5 protein-coding genes are annotated in these 4,834 nt (G+C 69.2%); all 5 read left to right on the forward strand.

Features of this window, described 5'->3' with window-relative positions; translation table 11 throughout:
- Nucleotides 1-257: 257 nt before the first annotated feature.
- On the forward strand, nucleotides 258-1,460 hold the full coding sequence (locus HUK82_RS14530; RefSeq protein WP_176614638.1) for an aspartate aminotransferase family protein: 1,203 nt from the start codon (nucleotides 258-260) through the stop codon (nucleotides 1,458-1,460).
- Nucleotides 1,461-1,468: 8 nt separating this feature from the next.
- Entirely contained in the window at nucleotides 1,469-2,446 is a 978-nt protein-coding gene (gene argF, locus HUK82_RS14535; RefSeq protein WP_176614639.1) for an ornithine carbamoyltransferase, read from the forward strand.
- Nucleotides 2,447-2,455: 9 nt separating this feature from the next.
- Nucleotides 2,456-2,779 (forward strand): hypothetical protein, encoded by a 324-nt coding sequence (locus tag HUK82_RS14540; RefSeq protein WP_176614640.1) that lies wholly within the window; start codon nucleotides 2,456-2,458, stop codon nucleotides 2,777-2,779.
- Between the two features lie 126 nt (nucleotides 2,780-2,905).
- A complete protein-coding gene (hslO, locus tag HUK82_RS14545) occupies nucleotides 2,906-3,865 on the forward strand; it encodes an Hsp33 family molecular chaperone HslO (RefSeq protein ID WP_176614641.1) in 960 nt (319 codons plus the stop codon).
- Between the two features lie 67 nt (nucleotides 3,866-3,932).
- Nucleotides 3,933-4,834, forward strand: a 902-nt coding sequence (locus HUK82_RS14550) for a hypothetical protein (protein ID WP_176614642.1), incomplete at its 3' end; no start/stop codon positions are given.

Genomic DNA, 4,834 nt, shown 5'->3' on the forward strand with positions numbered 1-4,834 from the left:
CTCGCGCAGGGCCGCGCGGTCAGGCGGTCGGGGCGGGGCCGTGGGGCGCTTCACCTCGGTCTGCATGCGCGCGACCCTGCCACAAGGCGCGACGAATGGCGAGCGGCCGCAACATCTTACGATGCCGCGACATTTGACTTGCACGTCCCACGCGGCTCATCATGGCCGTTCCGTTGATGGACGTCCGCCCGCCTCCCCGGCGGGCTGTTGCCGTTTACGGACCTCCTTTCACCCTCGACACGAGTACGAGTCACACGATGATCTCCGCCCTTATGCCTACGTTCAACCGCGCCGACCTCGCTTTCGAGCGGGGCGAGGGCGCCTGGCTGTACGCGGCAGACGGGCGACGATTCCTCGACTTCGGCGCCGGAATCGCGGTCAACGCGCTCGGCCACGGTCATCCGCATCTGGTCCGCGCCATCGCTGAACAGGCGGCACGGGTGATGCATGTCTCGAACCTGTACCGGATACCCGAAGCCGAGACACTGGCCGAGAGGCTGGTGGCGCATTCGTTCGCCGACAGCGTGTTCTTCTGCAACTCGGGCGCCGAAGCGAACGAGGGCATGGTCAAGATGATCCGCCGTGCGCAGGCCAAGTCCGGCCACCCGGAACGCACGCGGCTGCTGTGTTTCAATGGCGCGTTTCACGGACGTACGCTCGGCATGCTCGCCGCCACCGGTAACCCGGCCTACCTCGACGGATTCGGAACGCCGCTCGACGGCTTCGACCATGTGCCCTTCAACAACATGAACGCCGTGCGCGCCGCCATCACGGCCGAGACGGCCGGCATCATGATCGAACCCGTGCAGGGCGAGAGCGGCGTCAAGCCGGCTGACCCGCGCTTCCTGCAGGAACTGCGCGCCGCGTGTGACGAGTTCGGGCTGTTCCTGGGCTTTGACGAGGTCCAGACCGGCATGGGCCGGACCGGGCGGCTGTTCGCCTATGAATGGTCGGGCGTCACCCCCGACGTGATGTCGCTGGCCAAAGGGATCGGCGGCGGCTTTCCGTTCGGCGCGATCCTGGCGACCGAGGCCGTGGCCGTGCACATGACGCCCGGCAGCCATGGCTCCACCTTCGGCGGCAATCCGCTGGCCTGCGCGGCGGGCAACGCGGTGATGGACGTGCTGGAGGGCGAAGGCTTCCTCGCGCGCGTACAGGCGGTATCGGGCGGTCTGGCGCGCGGCCTCGACGGCCTCGTCACGCGTCATCCGACGGTCTTCAGCGAACGGCGGGGCATCGGTTTCCTTCTGGGCGTGAAATGCGTTCTGCCGGTCGCGGCCGTGCAGGCGGCCGCGGCGGCCGAGGGGCTGCTGTGCGTCACCGCCGGCGACAACGTCCTGCGTCTGGTGCCCCCGCTGGTGGTCAGCGAAGCCGAGTGCGACGAGGCCGTGGCCATGCTCGACCGCGCCGCCGCGAGCCTCGAGGCACTCGCCACACGTGAACAGGAGGCCGCCCTTTGAGCGCCGCGATGTCCCTTCCCCCCGCGCAGCCCCTGTCGCCGCGCCATTTTCTCGACCTGCGCGATCTCGACGGCACCACGCTGCGGCAGATCATCGACGTGGCCGCCGGGATCAAGCGCATGCAGCGCGATCGCGCGCGGCCCCTGCACCCGGCCCTGCCTCTGGCCGGACGCAATCTCGGCCTGATGCTCAGCCAGCCCTCCACCCGCACCCGCGTGTCGTTCGAGGTCGGCATGCGCCAGCTGGGCGGCGATGTCGTGGTGCTGTCGCCTTCGGACATGCAGCTCGGCCGGGGCGAGACGATCGCCGATACGGCGCGCGTGCTGTCGCGTCTGGTCGACGTCATCGTGCTGCGCACCGGCCAGACCGACGACCTGCACGAACTGGCGCGCTGGAGCAGCGTGCCGGTCATCAACGGACTGACGCCCGCCTCGCATCCCGTGCAGATTCTGGCCGACATCCTGACGTTCGAGGAACATCGCGGCAGCATCGGCGGCCGGACGCTGGCCTGGGTCGGTGACGGCAACAACGTCGCGACCTCGTTCATCGAAGCCGCCGCGCGTTTCGGGTTCACGCTGCGACTGGCGACGCCGCCGGGGCACGAGCCCGACGCCGACGCCGTGTCGTGGGCCCGCGCGCACGGTGCCCGGATCGAGACGACGCACGATGCGCGCGCGGCCGTTCGCGGAGCGGATGCCGTCATCACCGATACCTGGGTCAGCATGTCCGATCGGGAATCGGCCGAGCGTCTGGCACGGTTCGAGCCGTATCGCGTCGACGCGGCCCTGATGGCCCTGGCCGCGCGCGAGGCGCTGTTCCTGCATTGCCTGCCCGCCCATGTCGGCGACGAGGTGACACAGGAGGTGTTCGAGGGGCCACAGTCCGCCGTCTTCGACGAAGCGGAAAACCGTCTGCACGCGCAGAAGGCCCTGCTGGTGTGGGCGCTGTGCGGCGAGGACTGGACGCGTTTCGGGCGCGAGCACTAAGGAGAGGTCATGACCGGTCCCGCCGAAGTCCCTGCCCGCCCGACCGCCACGGAAGACACCCCGGCCGCCCCCGGCTGGGTCGAGAGCCGCGTCGATGCGCTGTTCGGTAGCCTGCCGCAACAGGGGCCGAGCCTGCGGCTGTTGCGCAACGCGTACCTCGACTGCCTCGCCGCCGGTCTCGGCGGCGCCGGGGACCTCGACTGTGCCCATGACCGCTGCCGCGCGGCGCTGATGAAGCAGTTGACCGCGCGCGAAGGGCTGGGCGCTTCCGCCGCGCGCGCGTTCGAACAGAAGCTCGAGGCGCTGGAGGCCGAGATCACCGCACGCATCTGACCGTGTTGCCATGACGACGACAGGGAGCGTTCCGCAGTGCCGCGATGAACCCCCGTCACCACGCGACGTTGACCCCGCAAGCCCCCGCGCGCTAACCGATGCCGCGTCCCAGGCCGAGCATTGCACATGATAGACACACCCGCCTTCCTCGATAGTCACCGTCCCGACGTGCCCGATCTCGTGGTGCCTGGCGGGATCACACCGTTTCACCTCGGCGACAGCCCGGTGCGCGGTCGTCTGGTGCGTCTGGGGCAACTGGCCGATGTCATGCTGACCCGCCATGACAATGAGGACGCGGTCTCGCGCCTGTCGGGTCAGGCGCTGGCGCTGGTCGCCGGTCTGGCCTCGGCGTTGAAGTTCCAGGGTTCCTTCGCCCTTCAGGTCAAGGGTGACGGGCCGGTGACCATGTTGCTGGCCGACTGCACCGATGCCGGCTCGCTGCGCTTTTATGCGCGCGCGAACGTGGAGCGGCTCGCAGCACTGCTGGACACCGGTCCGGCCGAGGATTCGACCCTGCTGGGCGAGGGATATATTGCGTTCACGGTCGACCAGGGACCGGACACGGAGCGCCATCAGGGCATCGTCGACATCGCGCGCGGTTCGCTGTCGGACATGGCGATGCATTATTTCGAGACGTCCGAACAGCATGCCTGCTGGGTGCGCCTCACCTGCGACCTGACCCCGTCCGGCTGGCGGGCGAGCGCACTGATTCTGGAGCGGATCGCCGCTGGTGGCGGCACCGACATCCCAGCGATGCCCGAGGACGACGCCGCGGCGCAGGACGCATGGGAGACCGCGCTGGCGCTGGCCTCGACCGTGACGGACGCCGAACTGCTCAGCGATGCGCTGACGCCGGAGCGGATCATCCATCGCCTGTTTCACAGCCTGACGCCGCATCTCGATCATCCGCGCGCGCTGGCCTTCGGGTGCCGCTGCTCGCGCGCGCGCCTGTCCGGCATTCTGGAAACCTTCGCCCAGGACGACCTCGATCACATGGCCGTCGACGGCGATATCGTGATGACCTGCGAATTCTGCGCGGTGGATTTCCGGTTCCCTCGCGAGGACATCGGCCGCCATTCCGCCTGATTGATCCCTTCAGGTCGCACGGCATGGGGCATGTGTCCGTCACGATGACCCCGTGTTGGAGAAAACCATGACCGATACGCAGGCCGCGCAGGTAGCAGACGACCGTGATGCGGCACCCGACTGGACGCCCCGACTCGACGGCGTGACGCTGGACCGCTTCTATCCCGGCTGGCGGCCGGGATCGCCGCTGGTGCTCGCACCCGACACAGCCCTTCTGCCCTTGCGTCACGCCGCGTCCGGCGCGCAGGCATTATGGTTTCTGGGCCGCGAGGGTGCGTATCAGGCATCCGAGTTGACGGCGCTGCCGCCGGATGCGTACGCGGCGCTGTTCACCTGCCTGGACTACATCTTCGGCCCGCTGGTGCAGTTCAGCCTGACCGCGGCGCAGCCGCACCCCCCCGCCGACCTCGATCAGAGCCTTGCCGCGCTACCGGAGCCGCTGCTGCTGCCGCTCACTCTCTCATGGGCCCAGCGGGGCATGGGCGCGATCACGATGCACCCGGTGATCGCGTCCGATGCCGCCCCCGTTTCCGACGCCGCACCGGCTTATCATGGCACGGACGGAGCAGCGTTCCCCGCACCCGCCGTCGCGGCGCTTCTGGCGCACGCCCTTGCACATGCCGCGGACAACACCGCCCGTGCGCCGGACGGCAGCACGCCACTTGTCACCGCATCGCCGTTCGGCGACGGTATCCTGTCCAGCCAGGAACAGATGCGCGTCGGCACGTTCACGATCGACCGTTTCGTCGACCCGCGTCGCGCAACCGTGTTTTACGTCGCGGTGAACGCACCGGACGGCCTTCCGCCCTATGCCAGCGTCTACTTCCCGATGGCGCGCCTGATCGTCAGCGACGACCCGCTGGCCCCGCTCCTGCCCGGGATGGTCCTGACCTGGTTCGTGCGGACCCCCGACCACGCCGCGCGCCTGAACGCCGCGGCGGCCTTCGACCCGGCGGCGTTCGGCCTCGG

Source organism: Ameyamaea chiangmaiensis (genome assembly GCF_013376175.1).
GTDB classification, from domain to species: Bacteria; Pseudomonadota; Alphaproteobacteria; order Acetobacterales; family Acetobacteraceae; genus Ameyamaea; species Ameyamaea chiangmaiensis.